The sequence below is a fragment of the Streptomyces sp. NPDC103540 genome, assembly GCF_055584445.1.
In genome coordinates this window covers 221,857-245,634 of the sequence record NZ_JBVJMA010000003.1, presented here as the reverse complement: position 1 = coordinate 245,634, position 23,778 = coordinate 221,857, and the positions used below count along the sequence as shown (strand labels likewise).

The window sequence follows — 23,778 nt, the reverse complement described above, 5'->3', positions numbered from 1 at the left end:
CCATTAGGGAAGTTATGGCACGCGAATGGCATGCGGGGCCGAATGGGTCTAGACAACAAACAAGCCCCAGGTCATTGACCTGGGGCTTTGCTTTGGAGCGGATGACGGGAATCGAACCCGCGCTATAAGCTTGGGAAGCTCATGTTCTACCATTAAACTACATCCGCACAGCGGTCCAGTTTCCTGGAGCCGTATCGTTGCACACTGTACCCCATGATCGACCCCCGGTGAATCGACCCGTGGGGTCGTCGGTGTTTTCGGGTGGCATCGCGGTTCGTGGGGGCGGGAGTTGGGGCGTACCGTTGCGGTGCGGAGCGGCGGCCGGCGCGGGGTCCTCTTCATCCCCTAATGTGGCGATTCATCGCAGTACGGCTCGTTGGGGAAAGGGACTCGATGGAGCACACCGTCGTCCGCTGTGCCGAAGGGCACGTGTTCAGTACCGCTTCGTTCCCGCTGCAGCATCTCGGTGCCGGCCGGATCGGGCCCGGACGGCTGCTGCGGTGTCCGCGGTGCGCGCGGCTGCGTCACGCCGTGCCCGTGGGCGGTTCGCCCAAGCGCTAGCGGACGGGATTGGGCCGGGCGCGCGGGTGCCGCTCCGATTGGGGGTGGCCCGCGCGCTCTGCGTATCCTCGGGACGTGCTTCTCTCCGACAAAGACATCCGGGCCGAGATCGACAGCGGACGGGTTCGCATTGACCCGTTCGACGAGTCGATGGTGCAGCCCTCCAGCATCGATGTGCGCCTCGACCGGTTCTTCCGGGTCTTCGAGAACCACCGCTACGCGCACATCGACCCCGCGATCGAGCAGCCCGACCTGACGCGCATGGTCGAGCCCGAGGGGGACGAGGCCTTCATCCTGCATCCGGGTGAGTTCGTCCTCGCCTCGACGTACGAGGTCATCTCCCTCCCCGAGGACATCGCCTCCCGTCTGGAGGGCAAGTCCAGCCTCGGCCGGCTGGGTCTGGTGACGCATTCGACCGCCGGGTTCATCGACCCCGGTTTCTCCGGGCACGTGACCCTGGAGCTGTCGAACCTGGCCACCCTTCCGATCAAGCTCTGGCCGGGCATGAAGATCGGGCAGCTGTGCATGTTCCGGCTCAGCTCGCCCGCGGAGTTCCCGTACGGCAGCGAACGCTACGGCTCCAGGTACCAGGGACAGCGCGGGCCGACCGCCTCGCGCTCCTTCCAGAACTTCCACCGCACCCAGGTGAGGCACGACGCATGAGCGCAGTACGCGAGAACCTGACCTACGAGGGCTTCGGCAACGCCGTCCGAGAACTCGCCCAGACCATCGCCGACGACGGCTACGAGCCCGACATCATCCTGAGCATCGCCCGCGGCGGCGTGTTCGTGGCCGGTGGCCTGGCGTACGCGCTGGACTGCAAGAACATCCACCTCGTGAACGTCGAGTTCTACACGGGCGTCGGGACGACGTTGGAGATGCCGGTCATGCTGGCCCCCGTCCCCGAGGCGATCGACTTCACGAACAAGAAGGTCCTGATCGCCGACGACGTGGCCGACACGGGCAAGACGCTCAAGCTCGTCCACGACTTCTGCCTCGGCCACGTCGCCGAGGTCCGCTCCGCCGTCATCTACGAGAAGTCGCACTCGCTCGTCCAGTGCGAGTACGTGTGGAAGCGCACCGACGACTGGATCGAGTTCCCCTGGTCGGTCCAGCCGCCCGTGGTGAAGCGCGAGGGCCAGGTCCTCGACGCGTAGGACGTACGCGCAAGACGTACGCGCGAGGCGCATGCGAGAGGGGCCCGGCACACGCGGAACAGCGTGCGCCGGGCCCCTCTCGCGTGGCTCTAGAGAGTGCCGAGCTTGATCATCGACAGCAGGGCGACCAGCTGGATCGCGGACGCGCCCAGCGCCTTCTGCCAGGGCAGGTCGTGCGACTTGCTGACCAGCGAGGTGAACAGCGCGCCGGCGGCGAGCCAGGTGATCCAGCCCAGGACCTGGACGAACATGTTGTCGCCGCCCAGGAAGATCGCGAACATCAGACGCGGGGCGTCCGTGATCGACATCACCAGCATCGACAGCCCCACCGTCGGCTGCCACGCGCCGTCACCGCCGAGCTGGCGCGCCAGCGTGTGCGTGACCGCGCCCAGGATCAGCCCGCAGATGACGAAGGCCACGCCCGTGCTGAGCACGATCGGGATCGCCTGGGTGAGGGTCGCCTTGATGGCGTCCTCGCGGGCCTTGTCGAAGCCGAAGACCGCGAGCATGCCGTAGAGGAACGTCACGACGAGCGCGGGACCCCACACGGCGTAGTCGCGCATCTGGAGGAACGTCGGCCCCGGGCGCATCACGATGCCGCGCAGGAGCTCCTTCCAGTGCAGCCGCGGTCCCACCGGCGCCGCGGCCGGGGCCGGGCCCGGGCCCGCCTGGTAGCTCGCCGCCTGGCCGTACGGGTCCTCGCCGAAGGAGAAGGCCTGGGTGTGGCCCGGGTTGTTCGCGTACGAGGACTCGTGCGGGGCCGTGTACGGGCTCTGCGGCTGCTGCGGCTGCTGCCCGTACGGGTCGAAGTACTCCGGCTCTCCGTGCCCCCCGGCCGCGCCCTGCTGGGGCCAGGCCTGCTGCGGCGGTGGGCCGGCGGGAGGGTACGGCTGATGCCCGTACGGTGCCTGCGGCGCTTGCTGCTGCTGACCGTACGGCTGCTGCCGCGGGGTGTGCGGGGGTTGTTGCGGGGGGCGGTTGTTGTCGCGCCCGCGTCCGATCCTGAATCCAGCCACGTGATCGAAAGTACCTGCTCCGTCGGGCGAGGGTGGCCGGGCCGCCGGAACACGCCGCCTTTGCGGCTGAGCTGTGACATCCCCTAGGGGGAGTGGGGGACGGGGATCCGGTGGGTGATTTACCCGGTTGCGGGTCAGTCTGCGGAGGTTCGTTACATTGCCGAGGGAATGCCTACATATCGGGCCCGTAGCTTCGTCGATGTCGCCGCCAAGGAGTGACGCACGAGCACGGAAAGAGTCCCTCACCATGCGCAGCAGCAGCACCCGACGCACCAGCCGCAGCACCCTTCGTACCGCCACCGTCCTCGCCGGAGCCGCCGCCGTCCTGGCGCTGCCCGTGGGCGCGGCCTTCGCGGACTCCCCGACGGGTCCGGAGCAGCCGGAAGTCCTGCCGGGGGTGGAGCGGCCGGCCGTCGACCCGTCGGTCGACCCGTCGGTCGACCCGTCGGTCGAGCCCTCCGTGCTGCCCGCGGTGGACCCGAGCACCCGGCCGACCGACCCGGCCGCGAAGCCGCCGGTCGAGGGTCGGGCGTACGTCACCACGGTGAAGCTGGCCGACGGATCGATCGCCAAGGTCTACCGGATCGGCGGGGGCCACTTCGAGGCGGACGTCCTCGCGGGCGGCACGAAGCTCGACACCCTGGTCAGCAAGGGCGGCAAGCCGGCGTACGGACAGCACAACGGCCTGCACGTGGTCCTCCAGCCGAACGGCACCGTCACCTCGTGGATCGAGGGCGCCAAGCCGAAGCCCAAGCCGAAGCCCAAGCCGGAACCGAAGCCGGACCCGAAGCCGGACCGTGAGGTCCGCAAGGAGCGCTCGGTACGGATCGCCGTGCCGGACGGGTGCGTCGCGAAGCTGATCGACGGCCCGAAGGGCGAGCGCGTCGAGATCCGCACCTCGAACGGGCACCTCCTCGGCACGATCGACCTGAAGCACCCGAGCGTGATGAAGGACGGCTGGACGTACAAGCTCGTCCAGGACGGCAAGCGGGTCAAGTTCGTCGTCATCGACGGCAAGGGCGGTGGGGACAGCTGGGTCTACGACTTCGCCACCGGCCGACTGATCGAGACGTACAAGGTCGAGCGGGGCCGCGGCGGCAAGCCGGTTCCCGCCGCGGTCACCGGCACCCCCGAGCGGGTCGTCCCCAAGGGCGCCGTGAAGGCCGGCGCGGAGGGCGTCCACACCCCGCGGGCCGAGGCCCCGGTGCTGCTGGCCGCCGGTGGCGGCATGGCCGCGGTCGGCGCGGCGGGCCTGGGCTTCGCGATGCTGCGGCGGCGCTAGTCCTCCGGTCGCCCACCGCGGTACGGATACGGGAACGGCCGGTCCCCCCTGAGGGGGACCGGCCGTCGTCCGTCGTGACGGGGCGCCGGGGGCGCCGCCGGTTACTTGGCCTCGTCCGCCTTGGCCACGTCCGGCTTGGCCTCGTCCGCCTTGGCCACGTCCGGCTTGGCCTCGTCCGGCTTGGCCTCGTCCGGCTTGGCCGTGGTGGCCTCGGTCTCGGTCTCGGTCTCCTTGGCCTTCGCCTCGACCTCCGCGTCCAGGGCCTCCTCGGCCTTGGCTTCGGGCTCGGTCTCCTCCGACGCGGCGTCGGCCTCGGCCTTGGCCTCGTCGGCGGTCTCCGCCTTCGCCTCGACCGCGGCCTTGTCGTCGGACTTCGCCTCGGGCTCGGCAGCGGCTTCGGCCAGGGCCTCCGGCTTCGCCTCGACGGCGGCCTCCTCGTCCGCCTTCGCCTCGGCTTCCGGCTCCGTCTCGGCCTTCGCGTCTGCCTCGGGCGCGGCCTCGGCCTTGACCTCGGCGTCGGGCGTGGCCGCGGCCTTCCCCTTGGCTTCCGGCTTCGACTCGGGCTCGGTAGCGGCCTCGGCCTCGGCCTCCGCCTCGGGCTTCGCCTCCGCCTTCGCCTCGGCTTCCGCCTTGACCTCGTCCTCCGCCTTGGCGGCAGCTTCGGCCTCGGCCTCGGCTTCGGCCTCGGCTTCGGCCTTCGCCTTCGCGGCGGCAGCAGCTTCGGCCTCCGCCTCGGCCTTCGCCTTCGCGGCGGCAGCGGCTTCTTCGGCCGCCTTCGCCTCGGCCTCCGCGGCGGCCTTCGCCACCGCTTCGGCCTCCGCCGCCGCGGCGGCCAGTTCCTCTTCCGTCGGCTCCGGGGCCTTGACCGACTCCAGCAGCAGCTGGGCGACGTCCACGACCTGGACGGACTCCTTGGCCTGGCCGTCGTTCTTCTTGCCGTTGACCGAGTCGGTCAGCATGACCAGGCAGAACGGGCAGGCGGTGGACACGATGTCCGGGTTCAGGGACAGGGCCTCGTCGACGCGCTCGTTGTTGATGCGCTTGCCGATCCGCTCCTCCATCCACATCCGCGCGCCACCCGCGCCACAGCAGAAGCCCCGCTCCTTGTGGCGGTGCATCTCCTGCTGGCGCAGGCCCGGAACGGCGGACATGATCTCGCGCGGCGGCGTGTAGACCTTGTTGTGCCGACCCAGGTAGCAGGGGTCGTGGTACGTGATCAGGCCGTCGACCGGGGTCACCGGCAGCAGCCGGCCCTCGTCGATCAGGTGCTGGAGCAGCTGCGTGTGGTGGATGACCTCGTACTCGCCGCCGAGCTGCGGGTACTCGTTCGCGATGGTGTTGAAGCAGTGCGGGCAGGTCGACACGATCCGCTTCGCGGACTTCGGCTTCTTCGTCGACGGGTCGTCGTCGTCCTCGCCGAAAGCCATGTTCAGCATGGCCACGTTCTCCTGGCCGAGCTGCTGGAACAGCGGCTCGTTGCCGAGGCGACGGGGCGAGTCACCGGTGCACTTCTCGTCGCCGCCCATGATCGCGAACTTGACGCCCGCGATGTTCAGCAGCTCGGCGAAGGCCTTCGTGGTCTTCTTCGCCCGGTCCTCCAGGGCGCCCGCGCAGCCGACCCAGTACAGGTAGTCGAACTCGGAGAGGTCCTCCGCGTCCTTCCCGATGATCGGGACCTCGAAGTCGACCTCCTTCGTCCACTCCACGCGCTGCTTCTTGGCCAGACCCCAGGGGTTGCCCTTCTTCTCCAGGTTCTTGAGCATCGTGCCCGCCTCCGACGGGAACGCGCTCTCGATCATCACCTGGTAGCGGCGCATGTCGACGATGTGGTCGATGTGCTCGATGTCGACGGGGCACTGCTCCACGCACGCGCCGCAGGTGGTGCAGGACCACAGCACGTCGGGGTCGATGACGCCGTTCTCCTCGGCGGTGCCGATCAGCGGGCGCTCGGCCTCGGCCAGGGCGGCCGCAGGGACGTCCTTCAGCTGCTCGGCGGAGGCCTTCTCCTCGCCCTCCATCGTCTTGCCGCCGCCGGCCAGCAGGTACGGGGCCTTGGCGTGCGCGTGGTCGCGCAGCGACATGATCAGGAGCTTCGGGGAGAGCGGCTTGCCCGTGTTCCAGGCGGGGCACTGCGACTGGCAGCGACCGCACTCGGTGCAGGTGGAGAAGTCGAGGATGCCCTTCCACGAGAACTGCTCGACCTGGGAGACGCCGAAGACGTCGTCCTCGCCGGGCTCCTCGAAGTCGATCTCCTTGCCGCCGCTGGTCATCGGCTGGAGCGCGCCGAGCGCGGTGGCGCCGTCGGCGTTGCGCTTGAACCAGATGTTCGGGAAGCCGAGGAAGCGGTGCCAGGCGACACCCATGTTGGTGTTCAGCGAGACCGTGATCATCCAGATCAGCGAGGTGCCGATCTTGATCATCGCGGTGAAGTAGATGGCGTTCTGGAGGGCGCCGAGCGACATCCCCTTGAAGGCCAGGACCAGCGGGTACGAGACGAAGTACGCCGGCTCGTACGAGTCCACGTGGTGGATCGCGCCCTCGAGGCCGCGCAGCGCGAGGATCGCGAGGCCGATGGTGAGGATGATGTACTCGACGAAGTACGCCTGCCAGGCCTTCGAGCCGGCGAAGCGCGACTTGCGACCGGCCCGCGAGGGGAGGTTGAGCAGTCGGATGACCATCAGCACGACGATGCCGACGACCGTCATGATGCCGATGAATTCGGTGTACATCTCGAACGGCAGGAACTCGCCGACGATCGGCAGCATCCAGTCGGCCTGGAACAGCTGGCCGTACGCCTGCACGAGGGTGGGCGGCAGCGTCAGGAAGCCGATCGCGACGAACCAGTGGGCGAAGCCGACGATGCCCCAGCGGTTCATCCGGCTGTGCCCGAGGAACTCCCTGACCAGGGTGATCGTTCGTTCCTTCGGACGGTCCGTGCGGCTGCCCGCCGGGACGGGTTGGCCGAGTTTCACGAACCGGTAGATCTGCGCCACGGCTCGGGCGAGCAGCGCGACGCCGACCACGGTCAGGACCAGCGACACGATGATCGCGGCGAGTTGCATGGAAGGGCTCCTCGGGCGGGACTTACTAAGCGGTAACTTATTGAGTCAAGGCTTGAGGTTACCCATTTCCCGCGCCGCACTGTAGGTGAGCGAGCGGTGATCTGTGTCGCTCAGGCATGCCTCTGTCGGTAGGCCGCCCGAGGCGTCTGAGTGAGGATCGCGAGATCCATCCCCAGCCAATGGCTCTCCACATAGTGCCGGTCCAGCAGGTCCATCTCCTCCCAGGGGAGGTCCGAGCGTGCGCTGACCTGCCACAATCCGGTCATTCCGGGTCTTACCCACAGGCGCAGGGGTCGATCCGCCTCAGCCCGCGCGAGGGGGCCGACCAGCGACATCTCCCCGCGCAGCACGTTCAGCAGCTGCGGCGTCCCGTCGAGGGCGCACCGCCGGATCCACGCGCCCACCCGCCCCGCGCCCTCCGTGCGCAGCCGCCAGGCACGAAACGGTCGCCCGCCCATCCCGAGCACGGGTTCGCGTACGAGGACCCGCGCGCGCGGGCGCAGGCCGAGCGCGGCGCCGGCCACCAGCAGCGGCACGAGGAGCAGCCCGAGCAGGATCGCCGCGCCGACCAGGTCGAACACCCGCTTGGCCGGCCACGGCCCGGGTCGGGCGGGGAGCGTGAGCAGCAGAGGCATGCCGGCAGCGTGCCGGACGCCCGCCGCGCCCCGGGCGCGCCGCGCGGCGGGCGTCCCCCGCTTGGGGGGCGTCCCGCGGGCCCCGTCCGTGCCCGGGCGCCCGGTTCCACCCCTGTCCGATCTGTCCATGAGCGTAAGGGCCGCCTAAAGGTTGAGTCCCTTCGACTCACCTCTGTTGACGCGAGCGCACTGGTGGGGCATTCTTGAGCCTGTTCCACTCAAGTCAGCTGGAGGAATCGAAATGGCACGTGCGGTCGGCATCGACCTGGGCACCACTAACTCCGTCGTCAGCGTTCTCGAAGGCGGCGAGCCCACCGTCATCACCAACGCCGAGGGCGCCAGGACCACGCCGTCCGTCGTCGCCTTCGCCAAGAACGGCGAGGTCCTCGTCGGCGAGGTCGCCAAGCGCCAGGCGGTCACGAACGTGGACCGGACCATCCGCTCCGTCAAGCGCCACATGGGCACTGACTGGAAGATCAACCTGGATGGCAAGGACTTCAACCCGCAGCAGATGAGCGCCTTCATCCTGCAGAAGCTGAAGCGCGACGCCGAGGCCTACCTGGGTGAGAAGGTCACCGACGCGGTCATCACCGTCCCGGCCTACTTCAACGACTCCGAGCGTCAGGCGACGAAGGAGGCCGGTGAGATCGCGGGCCTCAACGTCCTGCGCATCGTCAACGAGCCGACCGCCGCCGCCCTGGCCTACGGCCTCGACAAGGACGACCAGACCATTCTCGTCTTCGACCTCGGTGGCGGCACCTTCGACGTGTCGCTCCTGGAGATCGGTGACGGCGTCGTCGAGGTGAAGGCCACCAACGGTGACAACCACCTCGGTGGTGACGACTGGGACCAGCGCGTCGTCGACTACCTGGTGAAGCAGTTCGCCAACGGTCACGGCGTCGACCTGTCCAAGGACAAGATGGCGCTCCAGCGTCTGCGCGAGGCCGCCGAGAAGGCGAAGATCGAGCTGTCCTCCTCCACGGAGACCTCGATCAACCTGCCCTACATCACGGCTTCCGCCGAGGGCCCGCTGCACCTGGACGAGAAGCTCACGCGCGCCCAGTTCCAGCAGCTGACGGCCGACCTGCTCGACCGCTGCAAGACCCCGTTCCACAACGTCATCAAGGACGCCGGCATCCAGCTGTCCGAGATCGACCACGTGGTCCTGGTCGGCGGCTCCACCCGCATGCCGGCCGTCGCCGAGCTCGTCAAGGAGCTCACCGGCGGTCAGGACGCCAACAAGGGCGTCAACCCGGACGAGGTCGTCGCCATCGGCGCCACCCTCCAGGCCGGTGTGCTCAAGGGTGAGGTCAAGGACGTCCTGCTCCTCGACGTGACCCCGCTGTCCCTCGGCATCGAGACCAAGGGCGGCATCATGACCAAGCTCATCGAGCGCAACACCACGATCCCGACCAAGCGGTCCGAGATCTTCACGACGGCCGAGGACAACCAGCCGTCCGTGCAGATCCAGGTCTACCAGGGCGAGCGCGAGATCGCGGCGTACAACAAGAAGCTCGGCATGTTCGAGCTGACCGGCCTGCCGCCGGCCCCGCGTGGCGTCCCGCAGATCGAGGTCTCCTTCGACATCGACGCGAACGGCATCATGCACGTGACCGCGAAGGACCTCGGCACGGGCAAGGAGCAGAAGATGACCGTCACCGGCGGCTCTTCGCTCGGCAAGGACGAGGTCGACCGCATGCGCCAGGAGGCGGAGCAGTACGCGGACGAGGACCTGCGCCGCAAGGAGGCCGCCGAGTCCCGCAACCAGGGCGAGCAGCTCGTCTACCAGACGGAGAAGTTCCTCGCGGACAACGCGGAGAAGGTCCCGGCCGAGGTCAAGACCGAGGTCGAGACGGCCGTCACCGAGCTGAAGGACAAGCTCAAGGGCGACGACGCCGCCGAGATCCGCACCGCGACCGAGAAGCTCGCCGCGGTCAGCCAGAAGCTCGGCCAGGCGATCTACGCCGACGCCCAGGCGGCCCAGGCCGCCGGTGGCGCCGAGGGCGCCCAGGCGAAGGCCGACGACGACGTCGTCGACGCCGAGATCGTCGACGACGAGAAGCCGAAGGGTGGCGCTGCCTGATGTCGGAGGAGACCCCGGGTTTCGACGAGAAGCCCGAAGTCCCCGCCGACGGCACGCCTGACGACGCCGCCGAGCCGAAGGCCGCAGCTTCCTCCAAGGAGGAGGCCGCGGCCCCGGCCGGGGACTCCGCAGCACAGTCCGCCCAGGACACGGCCCTGCTGGCGCAGCTGGACCAGGCCCGTACCGCGCTCGGTGAGCGCACCGCGGACCTCCAGCGGCTCCAGGCCGAGTACCAGAACTACCGCCGTCGCGTGGAGCGGGACCGGGTCGCCGTCAAGGAGATCGCGGTCGCGTCCCTCCTGACGGAGCTCCTCCCGACCCTGGACGACATCGGTCGGGCCCGGGAGCACGGCGAGTTGGTCGGCGGCTTCAAGTCGGTGGCCGAATCGCTGGAGACCGCCGCCGCCAAGATGGGGCTGCAGCAGTTCGGCAAGGAGGGCGAGCCCTTCGACCCGACGATCCACGAGGCCCTGATGCACTCGTACGCGCCGGACGTCACGGAGACGACCTGTGTGGCGATCCTGCAGCCCGGGTACCGGATCGGCGAGCGTACGATCCGCCCCGCGCGGGTCGCCGTGGCCGAGCCCCAGCCGGGCGCGGCGCCGGCCGCCAAGTCCGAGTCCGCGGATGGCGACACGCCGTCTGACAAGGACGCGGATGCCCCCGACAAGGGCTGACGCACACCATGTAGGCAGAGGGATCCGAGAGGAGGGACACCGGGGATGAGCACGAAGGACTTCGTCGAGAAGGACTACTACAAGGTCCTCGGTGTCCCGAAGGACGCCACCGAGGCCGAGATCAAGAAGGCGTACCGGAAGCTCGCGCGCGAGTTCCACCCGGACGCCAACAAGGGCGACGCCTCGGCCGAGGAGCGCTTCAAGGAGATCTCCGAGGCGAACGACGTCCTCGGGGACGCCAAGAAGCGCAAGGAGTACGACGAGGCGCGCGCCCTGTTCGGCAGCGGGGGCTTCCGCCCCGGCCCGGGCGCGGGCGGCGGTTCGTTCAACTTCGACCTCGGCGACCTCTTCGGCGGGACCCAGCAGGGCGGTCCGGGCGGCGGCTTCGGCGGCGGCCTGGGCGATGTGTTCGGCGGCCTGTTCAACCGCGGCGGCGGCGCCGGCGCGGGTGGCCCCCGTACCCAGCCGCGCCGCGGTCAGGACGTGGAGTCCGAGGTCACGCTCTCCTTCACGGAGGCGGTGGACGGGGCGACCGTCCCGCTGCGGATGTCCTCGCAGGCTCCCTGCAAGGCCTGTTCGGGCACCGGCGACAAGAACGGCACCCCCCGGGTGTGCCCGACCTGTGTCGGCACCGGCCAGGTCTCGCGGGGCAGCGGCGGCGGCTTCTCGCTGACCGACCCCTGCGCGGACTGCAAGGGCCGCGGCCTGATCGCGGAGAACCCCTGCGAGGTCTGCAAGGGCAGCGGGCGCGCCCGCAGTTCGCGGACCATGCAGGTCAGGATCCCGGCGGGCGTCTCGAACGGCCAGCGGATCCGGCTGCGCGGCAAGGGGGCCCCGGGCGAGCGCGGCGGCCCGGCCGGCGACCTGTACGTGGTGGTGCACGTCGACGGTCACCCGGTGTTCGGCCGCAAGGACGACAACCTCACGGTGACCGTTCCGGTGACGTTCGCCGAGGCGGCCCTGGGCGCGGAGATCAAGGTCCCCACGCTGAACGGCCCCTCGGTCACGCTGAAGCTCCCCCCGGGCACCCCCGGCGGCCGTACGATGCGGGCCCGCGGGAAGGGTGCGGTCCGCAAGGACGGCACCCGCGGCGACCTCCTCGTCACGGTGGAGGTGGCGGTTCCGACGGAGCTGTCCGACAAGGCCCGGGAGGCCCTGGAGATGTACCGGGACGCGACGGTATCGGAGGATCCGCGCGCCCAGCTGTTCGACTCCGTGAAGGGAGCATGAAATGGACGGCCGCCGCAGTCAGCCCCGTTTCGGTAACGGGCCCTACCAACTGACCGACGAGACCCCGGTCTACGTGATCTCGGTGGCCGCCCAGCTCTCGGGCCTGCATCCGCAGACCCTGCGCCAGTACGACCGTCTCGGGCTGGTCTCCCCGGACCGGACGGCCGGCCGCGGCCGGCGGTACTCCGCCCGGGACATCGAACTGCTCCGCACCGTCCAGGCCCTGTCGCAGGACGAGGGCATCAACCTGGCCGGAATCAAGCGGATCATCGAACTGGAGAACCAGGTGGCGGCGCTCCAGCAGCGCGTCGCCGAGCTGTCCACCGCCGTGGACGGCGCGGCCGCCGCCCTCCAGGCCCGCGAGGCGCAGGTGCACGCCTCGTACCGCCGCGACCTGGTGCCGTACCAGCCGCCGCAGCCGGGCAACGCCCTCGTCGTCTGGCGCCCCAAGCGCCCGATGGACTGACGGCCCGCACAGTGCGTCGAAGGCCCCGCCCGGATCCCGGGCGGGGCCTTCGCGCGTCTGTTCGTCGTACGTCCGCCCGGGAAGCACGGTCCGGGAAGCCCCGCCGGAGGCCCTCCAGGGCTCCGTGGGGCCCTGCGGGGGCGGTACGGGGGGTTCCGGGTGGCCCCGGGGTCCGTACGGGCCCCCGGGGGCCGCTCAGGCCTCCGGGCCCTCCGGCGCTCCCGCGTGGTGGAGGATGCCGGACTGGGCGATGAGGTAGCCGAGCTGTGCCCGGCTGCCGCTGCCCAGGGCCGTCGCGAGGCGTGCGATGTGGGCCCGGCAGGTGCGGACGTTCATCCCGAGCCGGCGCGCGATGGCCTCGTCCACGTGCCCCTCGACCAGCAACTGGGCGATGGAGCGCTGCACGCCCGAGATCCCGTCGGGCGTGTGCGTGTACGTGACCTCGTCGCTCAGCGGCACGGCGCGCCGCCACAGCTGCTCGAAGACCTTGATGAGGTAGTCCACCAGCCCGGGGTGGCGCAGCTCCAACGCGACCCGGCGGTCGTCGCTGACCGGGATGAAGGCCACGGTCCGGTCGAAGACGATGAGCCGCTCGATGAGTTCTTCCAGCGTGCGGATCTCGACCTTTCCCGTGGAGATCCGGTCCACGTAGGCGAGCGTGCCCTGACTGTGGCGGGCGGTGTGCTGGTAGAGGGTCCGGATGCTCACGCCCCGGTCGATGAGCGGGGCGTCGCGCTCCAGGGCCTCGCTGAGGGCGTAGGAGGGCCGTGCGCCGCCGGGCTGGACGGTCAGCATCTCCGTATGACATTCGGCCGTCGCCAGATCGAGCGCGGCGTTGATCTGGTCGAATCCCTCCAGCACAGTGATGGCGTGGGTGTTGGCGGGGTTCTGCGCGCTGAGCGCGAGGAACGGCTCGAATGCATCGGTGAGGTCGACGGCGCTGCGCCTGCGGTCCTGGATCTCGCGTTCCAGGGGGTGGAGGCGCTGTGCGAGGGCGACCGCGGGCGGAACCGCGCGGAGCTGGTTCGCGTCATCCGGGTCGGGTCGCAGCAGGGCGAATTCAAGCAGGCAGGGGACGTTTTCAACTTCTCCCCTCGGCACCCGGCCCGTGCTGAGCGCCGCCGCGTACAGTCGTGCGCCCTCGTCGCACATGGCCGTCACGGGGTGGGGATGTGTCGGGTTTGTGTCTCTTATGGGCAAATCTCCACCCCCCAGGGTCCTGAACATGCAAGAACATGATGCATCGTCCCTGTGGCCGTAACGTGCCTGAATGAGCCATGGTCTGACGTGCGGGGGAGAGGATTCCATCAAGTGAGGACGAAGCCGACCATGTACAAGAGAATGCTTCGCTCGGCGCTTGCCGTTGTTTTCTCCGCTGTTGCGGTCTTTGGGGCAGTCAGCGCCGCCAGCGGAGATGCGGGGAGCGCTCTGGCCGACAGCGGTTGGAACACCGCGCCGGCAGGTAAGCCCGACAGCGGTTGGAACGCCACGCCGGCAGGCGAGGCGGACAGCGGCTGGAACATCGTCGCAGCCGACTTCGACAGCGGCTGGAACATCGTCGGACCGAACGACGAGTCGGACAGCGGCTGGAACACCACCCCCGTGACGGTCGTCTGATGACCCCCGACGACCGCGACTTCCGACGCGAGATGGCTTCGGCGTACCGGTCGGGTTGGCAGTTCATCGATCTCGTCACCGCAATCCCCTACGCCGGCGACTCGTTGATGGTCACCCTGTTCGGCCAGCCGATCGTCGTCGTGCGCGAGGAGGACGAAGACGTCCGCGCCTACCGCTGCCTGCGCCGCCCCCGGGGCGCACCGCAGCCCGTCCGCTGCGAAGTGCGGTACGGCATGGTCTTCGTCAACCTCGATCAGCGCGACCACCAGCTCTTCGAACCCGATGTCACCACCGCCGCCACCCCCCGCAGTGCCTGAAGCGATTCCCCCGTCGTTGCAGATCGCCTCAGGTGCTACCCCCACACAACGGCGCCATCGTGGACCTGACCACGATGGCGCCGTTGTGATGTCCGCGTCCAGTGGTTGAACCGGACAATCATCGAGGCGGCGCCCCGGGGCGTCCGGCGCCGTCGGCCGGACGTCGGGCGGTGCCGTCGGCCGCCCTCCGGGTGCCGTCGGCCGCCCTCCGGCCTCCGCCCGTCGGACCTCAGGCGCGACCCATCGCCCGGTCCAGGCTGATCTCCAGGACCACCCGGTCCGGGTTGGGCGAGGGGGTCCGCCCGTAGCGCTCCGCGTAGCGCTCCACCGCCTCGGCCACCGACGCCGGGTCCGTACGGACCACCGCGCGCCCCTCCAGGGTGGCCCAGCGCTTGCCCTGCATCTGGCACACCGCGACCCGCGCCGAGCCCTCCGGCGCCTCCAGGACGTTGCGGACCTTCTTGCTGTGCCGATTGCTGATCACCCGCGCCAGTCCGGCCCCGGGGTCGTAGGTGACCCCGACGGGCACCACGTGCGGCGTTCCGTCCGGTCGCGGGGTGGTCAGGGTGCAGACGTGCCGCTCCCGCCAGAAGGCGAGGTACTCGGCCGTCGGGTTGAGTACGTCATGGGACATGCGCCGAAGCGTACGGCGCGCTGCCTTGAGTGGAATAGACTCAACTTTACGCACGCTGTACGTGTCAGATCCATGCACGTACCCGATCCCTCCGGAGAGGAGAAGTCGCACGTGGACGCCGAACTGACCAACAGGAGCCGGGACGCCCTCAACGCCGCCACCAGCAGGGCCGTCAAGGACGGCCACGCGGACCTGACCCCCGCCCACCTGCTGCTGGCCCTGCTCGCCGGCGAGGACAACGAGAACATCACCGACCTGCTGGCCGCCACCGAAGCCGACCAGGCGGCCGTACGCGCCGGCGCCGAGCGGCTCCTCGCGGCCCTGCCCAGCGTCACCGGCTCCACCGTCGCCCCGCCCCAGCCCACCCGCGAGCTGCTCGCCGTCCTCGCGGAGGCCGACGCCGAGGCGGGCCGGCTCGGCGACGACTACCTCTCCACCGAACACCTCCTCATCGCCGTCGCCGCCAAGGGCGGCGCGGCCGGCGAGGTCCTTTCCGCCCAGGGCGCGACCGCGAAGAAGCTGCTGGCCGCCTTCCAGAACGCACGAGGAGGACGGCGGGTGACCACCCCCGACCCCGAGGGCCAGTACAAGGCCCTGGAGAAGTTCGGCACGGACTTCACGGCAGCCGCCCGCGAGGGCAAGCTCGACCCCGTCATCGGCCGTGACCACGAGATCCGCCGCGTCGTCCAGGTCCTTTCCCGCCGTACGAAGAACAACCCCGTGCTCATCGGCGAGCCCGGCGTCGGCAAGACCGCCGTCGTCGAGGGCCTCGCGCAGCGCATCGTCAAGGGCGACGTCCCCGAGTCGCTGAAGAACAAGCGGCTCGTCTCCCTCGACCTCGGCGCGATGGTGGCCGGCGCCAAGTACCGGGGCGAGTTCGAGGAGCGGCTCAAGACCGTCCTGGCGGAGATCAAGTCCAGCGACGGCCAGATCATCACCTTCATCGACGAGCTGCACACCGTCGTCGGCGCGGGCGCCGGCGGGGACTCCGCCATGGACGCGGGCAACATGCTCAAGCCCATGCTGGCCCGCGGCGAGCTGCGCATGGTCGGCGCCACCACCCTCGACGAGTACCGCGAGCGCATCGAGAAGGACCCCGCCCTGGAGCGCCGCTTCCAGCAGGTGCTGGTCGCCGAGCCCAGCGTCGAGGACACCATCGCGATCCTGCGCGGGCTCAAGGGCCGCTACGAGGCCCACCACAAGGTCGTCATCAACGACAGCGCCCTCGTCGCCGCCGCCACCCTCTCCGACCGGTACATCACCTCCCGCTTCCTGCCCGACAAGGCCATCGACCTCGTCGACGAGGCGGCCTCCCGGCTGCGCATGGAGATCGACTCCTCGCCCGTCGAGATCGACGAGCTCCAGCGCTCCGTGGACCGGCTGCGCATGGAGGAGCTGGCCCTGAGGAACGAGTCCGACCCCGCCTCCCGCGAACGCCTCGACAAGCTCCGCAAGGACCTCGCCGACCGCGAGGAGGAGCTGCGCGGCCTGACCGCCCGCTGGGAGAAGGAGAAGCAGTCCCTCAACCGGGTCGGCGAGCTCAAGGAGCGCCTGGACGACCTGCGCGGCCTGGCCGAGCGCGCCCAGCGCGACGGCGACTTCGACGCCGCCTCCAAGCTGCTCTACGGGGAGATCCCCGCCCTGGAGCGGGAGCTGGCCGAGGCCACCGAGGAGGAGGCCACCGCCGCCCAGGCCGGCTCCGCCAAGGACTCCATGGTCAAGGACGAGGTCGGCCCCGACGACATCGCGGACGTGGTCGGCGCCTGGACCGGCATCCCCGCCGGCCGCCTCCTGGAGGGCGAGACGCAGAAGCTGCTGCGCATGGAGGACGAGCTGGGCCGCCGCCTGATCGGCCAGACCGAGGCCGTGCGGGCCGTCTCCGACGCCGTGCGCCGCACCCGCGCCGGCATCGCCGACCCCGACCGGCCCACCGGCTCGTTCCTCTTCCTGGGCCCGACCGGCGTGGGCAAGACGGAGCTGGCCAAGGCGCTCGCGGACTTCCTCTTCGACGACGAGCGGGCCATGGTCCGCATCGACATGTCGGAGTACTCCGAGAAGCACAGCGTCGCCCGCCTGGTCGGCGCCCCGCCCGGCTACGTGGGCTACGAGGAGGGCGGCCAGCTCACCGAGGCCGTCCGCCGGCGCCCGTACTCCGTGGTGCTGCTCGACGAGGTCGAGAAGGCCCACCCGGAGGTCTTCGACGTCCTGCTCCAGGTCCTCGACGACGGCCGCCTCACCGACGGCCAGGGCCGCACGGTCGACTTCCGCAACACGATCCTGATCCTGACCTCGAACCTGGGCAGCCAGTTCCTCGTCGACCCGACCACCACGCCCGAGGACAAGAAGGCCCGCGTCCTGGACGTGGTCAGGGCGAGCTTCAAGCCGGAGTTCCTCAACCGCCTCGACGACCTGGTGGTCTTCTCCGCGCTGACCCGCGACGAGCTGGCCCACGTCGCCGAGCTCCAGATCGGCCGCCTCGCCCGGCGCCTGGCGGAACGCCGCCTCACCCTGGACGTCACCCCGGCCGCGCTGGCCTGGCTGGCGGACGAGGGCAACGACCCGGCGTACGGGGCGCGCCCCCTGCGCCGGCTGATCCAGACGGCCGTCGGGGACCGCCTCGCGAGGGAGATCCTCGCCGGCGAGGTCCGCGACGGGGACACCGTACGCGTGGACGTGGCGGGCGAGGGCCTGCTGGTCGGAAAGGTCCCGTAAAGGCCCTGTAGGGGGACGAGCCGGGCGGGCCGGGTGCCGGGAGGGCGCCCGGCCCGCCCGGCTCGGCTGTCCGCCCGGAGCGGATCGTGCCCGTTGGCTGGACACGAAGCGGGCCGGATGGTGGAGGATGAAGGTATCCGCACGAAGGGAAGTACACGGTGAGCATCGACCCGGCCTCGATTCCGAACTTCGGAGGGCAGCAGCCCGAGCCGCAGGCCACAGGACCGGCGGGCCCCGTCGTCCCCGACCAGGAGCTCGTCAAGCAGCTCCTGGAGCAGATGGAGCTCAAGTACGTCGTCGACGACGAGGGTGACCTCGCGGCGCCGTGGGAGGACTTCCGGACGTACTTCATGTTCCGCGGCGAGGACGAGCAGCAGGTCTTCTCCGTGCGGACCTTCTACGACCGCCCGCACGCGATCGACGACAAGCCGCAGCTCCTGGAGTCCATCGACGACTGGAACCGCCGCACCCTGTGGCCCAAGGTCTACAGCCACACCCACGACGACGGCTCCGTCCGCCTCATCGGCGAAGCCCAGATGCTGATCGGCACCGGCGTCAGCCTGGAGCACTTCGTGTCCTCCACGGTGAGCTGGGTCCGCGCCTCGATCGAGTTCGACAAGTGGCTCATCGAGCAGCTCGGGCTGGAGAAGGAAGTCGACTCCGCCGAGGGCGACGAGAAGCCCGAGGACGGCGCCGGCAACTGATCCGCCGCGCTCACGGGGGCACGTCCGCCGCGAGCAGCAGGTAGACCCCGTAGCCGTACGAGAGCCCGGCCAGGCACCCGGTCATCACGACCGCGGCGCGTGGCCGGGCTCTGGTCATCGCGGCCGCCACCGGAAGCAGCAGCGGGAACGCCGGCACCAGGAACCGCGGCTTCGACTCGAAGAACCCGGCCCCGCCCAGCGTGATCACCAGCAGGGTCCCGGTGTACACCAGCAGCGCCGGGGGCAGCCGGCGCCGGACCGCCAAGGCCGCGAGCAGCACCGCCACGGCCAGGACGCCCACGGTGACGGACGTGGCGAACGGCACGGGCGCGCCCGAGAGCACCTTCCAGATCGAACGCAGCGTCCCGACGCCGAAGTCGAACCGCGAGCCGAACTGCCGCTGCACGGTGAAGTACCCGAAGGGGTCGTGCCGGCGGGCGCCGACCGCCAGGACGTACGCCGCCCAGCCCGCCGGGGCCAGCAGCACGGCCGCCCACACCGCGGGCCGCCGCTCGCCCCGGACCGCCGCCCGCAGCGCGAGCAGGCTCACGGCGGCGGCCACCGCGATCCCCGTCGGGCGCGTCAGCCCGGCGAGCAGCGCGAGCCCCGCCGCCAGGGCCCAGCGCTCCCGCAGCAGGGCGTACAGGGCCCAGGCGGCGAGCGCGCACAGCAGCGCCTCGGTGTAGCCGAGGGTGAGCACCACCGCGTGCGGCAGCGCGGCCCACAGGGCCACCAGGAGCACCGCGGCCCGCGCCCCGAGCTGCCGCTCCCCGATCCGGTACACGCCGACGGCGGCGACGGCCGCGGCGATCCAGGCCACGGCCAGGGCGGACAGCGGGGTGCCCCCGGCGAGGCGGACCAGGGCGGGGAAGAGCGGGAAGAAGGCGTAGTCGCTCTGGATGGAGCCGTCGGCCCACATCTGGGTGCGGCCGTAGCCGTGGCCGGCGATCCCGAGGTACCAGACGGAGTCCCAGGAGCCGCCGAGGACCCGGACGGGGTTGCGGTCGACCCACCAGGCGCCGACGGTCACGACCACCGCCCCGACGCCGCGCACGGCGAGGAACACCGCGAGGGCGAGCAGGTGGGGCGGCGCCGCAGCGGCGCGGGCCCACAGGTCCCGCCGCCCCGGCCCCGCGGGCCGGCCGGGCCGTCCGATGGGCGAGGCGGAGGGCGCGGCGGCGGGCGCGGCGGCGGGCGCGGCGGAGGGCGCGGCGGTGGTCCGGGCGCGGGGCGGGACGGTGGCGGTGTCGGCGTCCGGGGTGGCGCCCGGGGTGGCGCCCGGGGTGGTGCTCGGGGTGGTGCCGGGGGCGGTGCTCGCGGTGGCGCTCGGGGCGGTGGTGGTGCCTGCGGTCGCGCTGATCGGGGTGTCGACGGTGGTGTCGGTCGGGGCGGGTCTCATGGGTCAGAGCCGCACCAGTCGGTCGACGGCCTGCCGGAGGATCTCCACGCGCTTGCAGAAGGCCCACCGCACCTGGGTGGCGCCGGCGGCCGTGTCGTCGTAGAAGACCTGGTTCGGGATGGCGACGACCCCGCAGCGCTCGGGCAGCGCCCGGCAGAAGGCGAGGCCGTCCTTCTCGCCCAGGGGGGCGATGTCGGTGGTGATGAAGTAGGTGCCCTGGGGGCGGAACACCTGGAGACCGGCGGCCTCCAGACCCCCGGCGAGCAGGTCGCGCTTGTCCGCGAGGTCGCGGCGCAGGTCCTCGTAGTAGGAGTCCGGCAGGGCCAGGGCCTCGGCGACGGCGTACTGGAAGGGCCCGGAGGAGACGTACGTCAGGAACTGCTTGGCCGAACGGACGGCGCCGACCAGGGCGGGCGGGGCCGTGATCCAGCCGACCTTCCACCCGGTGAACGAGAAGGTCTTGCCCGCGCTGGAGATGGTGACCGTGCGCTCGCGCATCCCGGGCAGCGAGGCGAGCGGGACGTGCGCGCCCTCGAAGACGAGGTGCTCGTAGACCTCGTCGGTGACCACGAGGAGGTCGCGCTCCACGGCGAGCTCGGCGATGACGGCCAGTTCCTCGCGGGTCAGGACGGTGCCGGTCGGGTTGTGCGGGGTGTTCAGCAGCAGCAGACGGGTGCGCGGGGTGATCGCGTCGCGCAGGGCGTCCAGGTCGGGGCGGAAGTGCGGGGCGCGCAGGGTCAGGGGCACGCGGACGGCGCCGGCCATGGCGATGCAGGCGGCGTAGGAGTCGTAGAAGGGCTCCAGGGCGATGACCTCGTCGCCCGGCTCCAGGAGGGCGAGCAGGGAGGCGGCGATGGCCTCCGTGGCGCCGGCGGTGACCAGGACCTCGGTGTCGGGGTCGTAGGACAGCCCGTGGAAGCGCTCCTGGTGCGCGGAGATCGCGGTGCGCAACTCGGGGACGCCGGGGCCCGGCGGGTACTGGTTGCCCCGGCCGTCGCGGATGGCGCGTACGGCCGCCTCGGCGATCTCGGCGGGGCCGTCGGTGTCGGGGAAGCCCTGGCCCAGGTTGATCGACCCGGTGCGGGCGGCCAGGGCCGACATCTCGGCGAAGATCGTGGTGCCGAAGGGTGCCAGACGGCGGTTGAGGAAGGGACGGCTGCTGCTCGCGGGTGCGCTCATGGGCGTCATCCTGCGGGGAACCTCTGGAGTTGCTCAAGTGCGCTTTGGCCGGAACGGGCCGAGGGAATCACCACGACACGCCGGGACATGGGGATCCCGGGCCCCGGGGGACCGGGGTGTTCAGGAAGGGGGAGAGGACATGGCCCTCGTCATCGTTCTCATCGTGATCGTCTCCGCCGTGGTGATCGGCTCGATCGTCTACGCGTCCGTGAGGGCGGGCAGGCGCGCGACCGACCGCCTCCACAAGAGCGGGACCGGCTCCCGCGGCAGCGGCCGGGACAGCGGCTGGTGGGTGGCCGGGAGCTCCTCGTCGTCCGGCGGCTCGTCGTCCGGAGGATGCGGTTCCTCCTCGTCGTCCTGCGGTTCCTCCTCGTCGTGCGGGTCCTCGTCCTCCTGCGGTGGCGGAGGATGCGGCGGGAGCTGACACTGATGGGGGTGTCCGGACCTGCGTGAACAGGCCGCCCGGTGGGGACAACTTCCCTTGGGCGTCCTGTTGTTCGGCTCGGCGTTACGGCGTACGGGCGGGATGTTGTTGAACACGTGAACCGGGTGGCCCCCGGGGGGATGTAAACCCCGTCAAGTTGGGTAAAAACGCTGTGAGTGCCGTGCCTTTCATGATTCCCTCGGTTGAGTAGACCAGTCCCCGGACCTCCCGGGACTTCCTGTGGACCCGTGCCGGTGTCCCCCCACCCGTTGACTACCGCTGGCGGGCCCCGGCCCATCTCCCTCGCGCGTTTGCGGAGCCGACTCATGCTCACGACCCTCCAGACCACCTATACCGACACGCGTGCCGCCGATCTCGCCTGGGCCCTGGGACGGGACCGGCTGCCCGCCCTGGCCGTACTGAACCTCCGGCTCGCCGACGCGAAGGTGGAGTTGCGCCTGCTCGGGGCCTCGCACCAGGTGCTCCTGGAGGAGGGCGAGGTGTTCTGTTCGGAGACCGTCGCGTGCATGCCCGGCAGCAGCACGCCACTGCCGCTCGGCGTGGCGAAGCGGGTGGGGGACTGGGAGTACGAGTTCGCCGCGCGCGTCGAGACCCTCTCGCGCGGCTCGTTCGCCGGACGGGCCCAGGAGCTGCTCGCCCTGGTCGCGGACCACCCGAACGGGCTGGCGGGCACCTTCCCGGGCAGCCCGCACGCCTTCACCGCGCTGCTCGCGCAGCGCCACGAGGGTCAGGTGCGGTGGCGGACCTGGCACGCCTACCCGCAGGAGGGCCAGCTGGTGGCCACCCGCACCCGGGTCGGCGTGCGGATGGGGGCGCCCGTCTAGACACCGGTGTTGACGAGGCGTTACGCCAACTGGCCGGACGCGAGCGACAGTTGCACCCATGTGGGTGACAGGGTGTCAGTGGGCGGTGACGTACGGTTCGCTTCATGATCGACCGTTCCGCCCCGCGCGGGGTGCTCCCGGCGCCGGATCCGCGGGGCGTGCAGACCGTCTCGGCCGCCCTGCCCGTACACCCGCGGACCGGCCGACTCCTCGTCCTGGCCACGGTGTTCGTATGCGCCGCCTGCGGGCTCGTGTACGAACTGGAACTGCTCGCCCTCGGCTCCTACCTCATCGGCGACTCCGTCACCCAGGCGTCCGTCGTGCTGTCCGTCATGGTCTTCGCCATGGGGGTGGGCTCCCTGCTCGCCAAGCGGTTGTGCCGGCGGCCCGCCTTCGGCTTCGGCGCGATCGAGGCGGTCCTCGCCCTGCTCGGCGGCCTCTCCGCCATGGCCCTGTACGCGAGCTTCGCCTGGTTGGGTGAGTCCCGGCCGGCGCTCGTCGCGTTCTCCTTCGCCATCGGGGTGCTCATCGGCGCCGAGATCCCCCTGCTGATGGTCCTCATCCAGCGGATCCGCCGGCAGGACGCGGGCGGCGCCGTCGCCGACCTGTTCGCCGCCGACTACGTGGGCGCCCTGATCGGCGGGCTCGCCTTCCCCTTCCTGCTGCTGCCGGTGTTCGGGCAGCTCACCGGGGCCATGGTGACCGGCACCGTCAACGCCGCCGTGGGCGGGGCGCTCGTCCTGTGGCTGTTCCGGGGCGACCTCAGCCCGCGCTGCCGCCGGCTGCTGATCGCCCTGAACGCGGTCGTCCTCGCCGTCCTCGCCGGCGCGACCTTCTTCGTCGACGACTTCGAGCGCGTCGCCCGCCGGGCCGTCTACGGCGCGGAGGTGCGGGTCGCCGTCCAGACCGGGGTGCAGGAGCTGGTGCTGACCGGACCGTCCGTGGGCTCCCCGCGCTCCCTCGACCTGTACCTCGACGGCCGGCTGCGGGTCAGCGGATACGACGAGTACCGCTACCACGAGGCGCTGGTGCACCCCGCGATGACCGGCCGGCACGCCCGCGTCCTGGTCCTGGGCGGCGGCGACGGGCTGGCCGCCCGCGAGGTCCTGCGCTACCGGGACGTCGCCTCCGTCACCGTCGTCGAGCTCGATCCCGGCGTGGTGCGCCTCGCCCGTACCGACCCCATGCTGTCCGCCCTCAACGGCCGCGCCTACGAGGACCCCCGCCTCGGCGTCGTCACCCCGCAGGACGCCTTCGGCTGGCTGCGCGGACCGGCCGCCCGGGACCGCTTCGACGTCATCGTCTCCGACCTGCCCGACCCCGGGATCACCCCGAGCACGAAGCTGTACTCGCAGGAGTTCTACGGGCTCGCCGCGCGGGCCCTGAGCCCGGGCGGCCGGCTCGCGGTGCACGCGGGCCCCTTCACCACCCGCCCGCGCGCCTACTGGACCGTCGAGTCCACCCTGCGCGCGGCCGGCCTGCACACCTCCCCCTACAGCGCGGGCGGCCGGCTCTCCGGCTTCGCCGCCGGCCCCGACCGCACCCTCGGCGGCGGCTCGGCGGCGCTCCCGCAGGACTGGGGCTTCGTCCTCGCCGCCCGGGAGGGGACGCCCGAGCTGCGCGTGGACCAGGACGCGCCCGCCCTGCGCGCGGTGTCCACCCGCTCCCTGCGGGACGCCGCCCGGGAGGCCGCCCGGGGACGCCCCGCCGAGGGACTGCCCCCCTCGACGCTGCCCCACCCGCGCTACAGCTGAGCCCCGGCCCGCCCGTCGTGTCCG

Annotated in this window: 20 protein-coding genes, 1 tRNA gene and 1 pseudogene; 14 read left to right on the top strand and 8 right to left on the bottom strand. The window is 71.1% G+C overall.

The window, feature by feature from the left end; translation table 11 throughout:
- Positions 1–93 precede the first annotated feature (93 nt).
- A tRNA-Gly gene (locus ACZ6ZI_RS09110) sits at positions 94–167 on the bottom strand.
- A gap of 469 nt (positions 168–636) precedes the next feature.
- Between ACZ6ZI_RS09110 and dcd the strand changes: the two genes are divergently transcribed.
- Positions 637–1,224: a dCTP deaminase gene (dcd, locus tag ACZ6ZI_RS09105; protein ID WP_125813236.1), complete on the top strand. Its 588-nt coding sequence runs from the start codon at positions 637–639 to the stop codon at positions 1,222–1,224.
- Positions 1,221–1,718 (top strand): phosphoribosyltransferase, encoded by a 498-nt coding sequence (locus tag ACZ6ZI_RS09100; RefSeq protein ID WP_363053693.1) that lies wholly within the window; start codon positions 1,221–1,223, stop codon positions 1,716–1,718. The genes dcd and ACZ6ZI_RS09100 overlap by 4 nt, the downstream gene beginning before the upstream one ends.
- Before the next feature lie 89 nt (positions 1,719–1,807).
- On the opposite strand, the gene ACZ6ZI_RS09095 is transcribed toward ACZ6ZI_RS09100, so the two are convergent.
- Entirely contained in the window at positions 1,808–2,734 is a 927-nt protein-coding gene (locus tag ACZ6ZI_RS09095) for a Yip1 family protein (protein WP_469518100.1), read from the bottom strand.
- Between the two features lie 247 nt (positions 2,735–2,981).
- On the opposite strand from ACZ6ZI_RS09095, the gene ACZ6ZI_RS09090 reads away from it, so the two are divergent.
- Positions 2,982–4,016 (top strand): hypothetical protein, encoded by a 1,035-nt coding sequence (locus tag ACZ6ZI_RS09090; RefSeq protein WP_469518098.1) that lies wholly within the window; start codon positions 2,982–2,984, stop codon positions 4,014–4,016.
- Positions 4,017–4,861: 845 nt separating this feature from the next.
- Here ACZ6ZI_RS09090 and ACZ6ZI_RS09085 read toward each other — a convergent pair.
- Positions 4,862–7,078, bottom strand: a pseudogene (locus tag ACZ6ZI_RS09085) (heterodisulfide reductase-related iron-sulfur binding cluster); the annotation flags it as partial.
- A 110-nt stretch (positions 7,079–7,188) separates the two neighbouring features.
- Positions 7,189–7,713 (bottom strand): sugar transferase, encoded by a 525-nt coding sequence (locus tag ACZ6ZI_RS09080; RefSeq protein ID WP_469518095.1) that lies wholly within the window; start codon positions 7,711–7,713, stop codon positions 7,189–7,191.
- Positions 7,714–7,954: 241 nt separating this feature from the next.
- On the opposite strand from ACZ6ZI_RS09080, the gene dnaK reads away from it, so the two are divergent.
- Genes dnaK through ACZ6ZI_RS09060 form a run of 4 tightly spaced genes read left to right on the top strand, consistent with a single transcriptional unit; the run spans position 7,955 to position 12,169 of the window.
- Positions 7,955–9,796, top strand: a complete 1,842-nt coding sequence (gene dnaK / locus ACZ6ZI_RS09075; RefSeq protein WP_363053697.1) for a molecular chaperone DnaK — start codon at positions 7,955–7,957, stop codon at positions 9,794–9,796.
- Entirely contained in the window at positions 9,796–10,473 is a 678-nt protein-coding gene (gene grpE / locus ACZ6ZI_RS09070) for a nucleotide exchange factor GrpE (RefSeq protein WP_363053698.1), read from the top strand. Before dnaK ends, grpE begins: the two co-directional genes overlap by 1 nt.
- Before the next feature lie 45 nt (positions 10,474–10,518).
- Positions 10,519–11,703, top strand: coding sequence for a molecular chaperone DnaJ (dnaJ, locus tag ACZ6ZI_RS09065; RefSeq protein ID WP_469518094.1), 1,185 nt, complete (start codon positions 10,519–10,521; stop codon positions 11,701–11,703).
- A 1-nt stretch (position 11,704) separates the two neighbouring features.
- Entirely contained in the window at positions 11,705–12,169 is a 465-nt protein-coding gene (locus ACZ6ZI_RS09060; RefSeq protein ID WP_363053700.1) for a heat shock protein transcriptional repressor HspR, read from the top strand.
- A 195-nt stretch (positions 12,170–12,364) separates the two neighbouring features.
- Here ACZ6ZI_RS09060 and ACZ6ZI_RS09055 read toward each other — a convergent pair whose 3' ends face one another.
- On the bottom strand, positions 12,365–13,396 hold the full coding sequence (locus tag ACZ6ZI_RS09055; protein WP_363053701.1) for a helix-turn-helix transcriptional regulator: 1,032 nt from the start codon (positions 13,394–13,396) through the stop codon (positions 12,365–12,367).
- A 102-nt stretch (positions 13,397–13,498) separates the two neighbouring features.
- Between ACZ6ZI_RS09055 and ACZ6ZI_RS09050 the strand changes: the two genes are divergently transcribed.
- Together ACZ6ZI_RS09050 and ACZ6ZI_RS09045 are read left to right on the top strand one after the other, a co-directional pair.
- Complete coding sequence (locus tag ACZ6ZI_RS09050; protein ID WP_363053702.1) at positions 13,499–13,786, top strand: hypothetical protein; 288 nt, start codon at positions 13,499–13,501, stop codon at positions 13,784–13,786.
- Positions 13,786–14,103 (top strand): (2Fe-2S)-binding protein, encoded by a 318-nt coding sequence (locus ACZ6ZI_RS09045; RefSeq protein ID WP_363053703.1) that lies wholly within the window; start codon positions 13,786–13,788, stop codon positions 14,101–14,103. Before ACZ6ZI_RS09050 ends, ACZ6ZI_RS09045 begins: the two co-directional genes overlap by 1 nt.
- A gap of 229 nt (positions 14,104–14,332) precedes the next feature.
- Here ACZ6ZI_RS09045 and ACZ6ZI_RS09040 read toward each other — a convergent pair whose 3' ends face one another.
- Positions 14,333–14,737 carry a pyridoxamine 5'-phosphate oxidase family protein gene (locus ACZ6ZI_RS09040; RefSeq protein WP_469518091.1) on the bottom strand — a complete coding sequence of 135 codons (405 nt, stop codon included), beginning with the start codon at positions 14,735–14,737 and terminating at the stop codon, positions 14,333–14,335.
- A 111-nt stretch (positions 14,738–14,848) separates the two neighbouring features.
- On the opposite strand from ACZ6ZI_RS09040, the gene clpB reads away from it, so the two are divergent.
- Positions 14,849–17,449 carry an ATP-dependent chaperone ClpB gene (gene clpB / locus ACZ6ZI_RS09035; protein ID WP_469518649.1) on the top strand — a complete coding sequence of 867 codons (2,601 nt, stop codon included), beginning with the start codon at positions 14,849–14,851 and terminating at the stop codon, positions 17,447–17,449.
- 158 nt (positions 17,450–17,607) lie between these two features.
- Positions 17,608–18,153 (top strand): type III secretion system chaperone family protein, encoded by a 546-nt coding sequence (locus tag ACZ6ZI_RS09030; protein WP_469518089.1) that lies wholly within the window; start codon positions 17,608–17,610, stop codon positions 18,151–18,153.
- A 10-nt stretch (positions 18,154–18,163) separates the two neighbouring features.
- On the opposite strand, the gene ACZ6ZI_RS09025 is transcribed toward ACZ6ZI_RS09030, so the two are convergent.
- Positions 18,164–19,552 carry a hypothetical protein gene (locus tag ACZ6ZI_RS09025; protein ID WP_469518087.1) on the bottom strand — a complete coding sequence of 463 codons (1,389 nt, stop codon included), beginning with the start codon at positions 19,550–19,552 and terminating at the stop codon, positions 18,164–18,166.
- A 3-nt stretch (positions 19,553–19,555) separates the two neighbouring features.
- Entirely contained in the window at positions 19,556–20,740 is a 1,185-nt protein-coding gene (locus tag ACZ6ZI_RS09020) for a pyridoxal phosphate-dependent aminotransferase (RefSeq protein WP_469518085.1), read from the bottom strand.
- Positions 20,741–21,019: 279 nt separating this feature from the next.
- Here ACZ6ZI_RS09020 and ACZ6ZI_RS09015 point away from each other — a divergent pair, with 279 nt between their 5' ends.
- The 3 genes from ACZ6ZI_RS09015 (at position 21,020) to ACZ6ZI_RS09005 (ending at position 23,754) form a co-directional block, all read left to right on the top strand.
- The gene (locus tag ACZ6ZI_RS09015) at positions 21,020–21,184 is read left to right on the top strand and encodes a hypothetical protein (RefSeq protein WP_469518083.1); all 165 of its coding nucleotides are present in this window, start codon (positions 21,020–21,022) and stop codon (positions 21,182–21,184) included.
- A 297-nt stretch (positions 21,185–21,481) separates the two neighbouring features.
- The gene (locus tag ACZ6ZI_RS09010; protein ID WP_363053709.1) at positions 21,482–22,000 is read left to right on the top strand and encodes a DUF2617 family protein; all 519 of its coding nucleotides are present in this window, start codon (positions 21,482–21,484) and stop codon (positions 21,998–22,000) included.
- Positions 22,001–22,104: 104 nt separating this feature from the next.
- Positions 22,105–23,754, top strand: a complete 1,650-nt coding sequence (locus tag ACZ6ZI_RS09005) for a polyamine aminopropyltransferase (protein WP_469518080.1) — start codon at positions 22,105–22,107, stop codon at positions 23,752–23,754.
- The last annotated feature ends 24 nt before the right edge of the window (positions 23,755–23,778 follow it).

Bases quoted from the DNA above. Each gene is read 5' to 3' on its own strand.
- ACZ6ZI_RS09100 (WP_363053693.1), top strand. From the start codon at position 1,221: ATGAGCGCAGTACGCGAGAACCTGACCTACGAGGGCTTCGGCAACGCC.
- ACZ6ZI_RS09090 (WP_469518098.1), top strand. From the start codon at position 2,982: ATGCGCAGCAGCAGCACCCGACGCACCAGCCGCAGCACCCTTCGTACC.
- ACZ6ZI_RS09080 (WP_469518095.1), bottom strand. From the start codon at position 7,713: ATGCCTCTGCTGCTCACGCTCCCCGCCCGACCCGGGCCGTGGCCGGCC.
- dnaK (WP_363053697.1), top strand. From the start codon at position 7,955: ATGGCACGTGCGGTCGGCATCGACCTGGGCACCACTAACTCCGTCGTC.
- grpE (WP_363053698.1), top strand. From the start codon at position 9,796: ATGTCGGAGGAGACCCCGGGTTTCGACGAGAAGCCCGAAGTCCCCGCC.
- dnaJ (WP_469518094.1), top strand. From the start codon at position 10,519: ATGAGCACGAAGGACTTCGTCGAGAAGGACTACTACAAGGTCCTCGGT.
- ACZ6ZI_RS09060 (WP_363053700.1), top strand. From the start codon at position 11,705: ATGGACGGCCGCCGCAGTCAGCCCCGTTTCGGTAACGGGCCCTACCAA.
- ACZ6ZI_RS09055 (WP_363053701.1), bottom strand. From the start codon at position 13,396: ATGTTCAGGACCCTGGGGGGTGGAGATTTGCCCATAAGAGACACAAAC.
- ACZ6ZI_RS09050 (WP_363053702.1), top strand. From the start codon at position 13,499: ATGTACAAGAGAATGCTTCGCTCGGCGCTTGCCGTTGTTTTCTCCGCT.
- ACZ6ZI_RS09045 (WP_363053703.1), top strand. From the start codon at position 13,786: ATGACCCCCGACGACCGCGACTTCCGACGCGAGATGGCTTCGGCGTAC.
- ACZ6ZI_RS09040 (WP_469518091.1), bottom strand. From the start codon at position 14,737: ATGTCCCATGACGTACTCAACCCGACGGCCGAGTACCTCGCCTTCTGG.
- ACZ6ZI_RS09025 (WP_469518087.1), bottom strand. From the start codon at position 19,552: ATGAGACCCGCCCCGACCGACACCACCGTCGACACCCCGATCAGCGCG.
- ACZ6ZI_RS09020 (WP_469518085.1), bottom strand. From the start codon at position 20,740: ATGACGCCCATGAGCGCACCCGCGAGCAGCAGCCGTCCCTTCCTCAAC.
- ACZ6ZI_RS09010 (WP_363053709.1), top strand. From the start codon at position 21,482: ATGCTCACGACCCTCCAGACCACCTATACCGACACGCGTGCCGCCGAT.
- ACZ6ZI_RS09005 (WP_469518080.1), top strand. From the start codon at position 22,105: ATGATCGACCGTTCCGCCCCGCGCGGGGTGCTCCCGGCGCCGGATCCG.